2 protein-coding genes are annotated in these 1,026 nt (G+C 70.8%); both read right to left on the bottom strand.

Annotation, left to right across the window (positions count from 1 at the left end; all coding sequences use genetic code 11):
* The coding region (locus FV228_RS30740) for a translation initiation factor IF-2 associated domain-containing protein (protein WP_147857859.1) at window positions 1-200 on the bottom strand (200 nt) is incomplete at its 3' end.
* Window positions 201-279: 79 nt separating this feature from the next.
* Window positions 280-1,002, bottom strand: a complete 723-nt coding sequence (locus FV228_RS30735) for an RNA-binding protein (RefSeq protein WP_147857860.1) — start codon at window positions 1,000-1,002, stop codon at window positions 280-282.
* Between the last annotated feature and the right edge of the window lie 24 nt (window positions 1,003-1,026).

The raw sequence follows: 1,026 nt of genomic DNA, 5'->3' as shown, positions 1-1,026 counted from the left end.
GGCGCAGGCTCACGGGCAGGGGCGGCCGGCGCCGCGCCGATGACGCCACGGCGCTTGACCGTCTCGACCACGACCTGCTTGGAGCGGCCATGGGAGAAGCTCTGCCGTACGGTACCCGCCTCGATCGGCCGCTTGAGGGAGAGCGGCTTCGGAGAAGTCCTGTTCAGAGTCTTGTCGCCCGGGTTGTTCGTGTCGCTCATTCAGCCTGAACCCTGAGGGTTTCCATCGTCCCGTGAACCGACGCCCGGTGGCGCCAGCCAAATTCGTCCTGGTGCGTCGTCAACGTGAGGCTTCGTCGATCCCGCCGATTCGGGCTGGACCGGGCTCCTCGGTCGCCGCGGCGGCGCCCTCGAAGGAGCGTAGCCGACGCCAACGCGACAGGCAGCCGGCAGCTCCGGCTCCTGCGACGAGCGCAGCGTGTATCACATGATCCCGACCTAAGGCCATGTCCAATTCATCTTCGGACAGGTCGTCGATGATCGGTATCCTTGACATGGCCTCGCCGTGCCGTCGGTACAAGGCCGCGGCGATCTTGCGCCGGCCGTCCGGACTGGCTTCCGCGGCGTGGATCAGCGCCACCGCGCCGGGCTGGCCGCCGATCGCCGCCTCGACCTTCGAGAAGCCCGCGACCACGCAGCCCGCCTTGTTGGCCATGGCGATCGCCTGCCGCAGATCCTCGCGCAGGCCTGTGACGATCCGGTCGGGCAGGTCGGGGCCGGCCTGGGCCGGTCCCTTGAACGCCCGCGCGAACAGGTTCTTGCGGACCGCCGTCGCGACGGCATCCCGCTTCGCGCTGATCCAGGCGCCGCGCCCGGGGAGCTTGGCCCGCAGGTCCGGCACCACGGCGCCATCCGGGCCGCGCACGAACCGGATCATCGCCTCGGGCGGCTGGACGACGCGCGTGACGATGCAGGTCCGCTGCGGCACGCGCCGGCCGCCGGGGCCGCTGTCGAGCCCCCCGGCTTCCAGTTCGTCCTGCAGCTGCCCCCCGTCGGGCAACATCTCGCCGACCTCGGCCATGTGTGC

The organism is Methylobacterium sp. WL18 (assembly GCF_008040015.1).
GTDB classification, from domain to species: domain Bacteria; phylum Pseudomonadota; class Alphaproteobacteria; order Rhizobiales; family Beijerinckiaceae; genus Methylobacterium; species Methylobacterium mesophilicum.
This window is presented reverse-complemented; position numbering and strand designations above follow the sequence as displayed.

Bases quoted from the DNA above. Each gene is read 5' to 3' on its own strand.
- FV228_RS30735 (WP_147857860.1), bottom strand. From the start codon at position 1,002: ATGTTGCCCGACGGGGGGCAGCTGCAGGACGAACTGGAAGCCGGGGGG.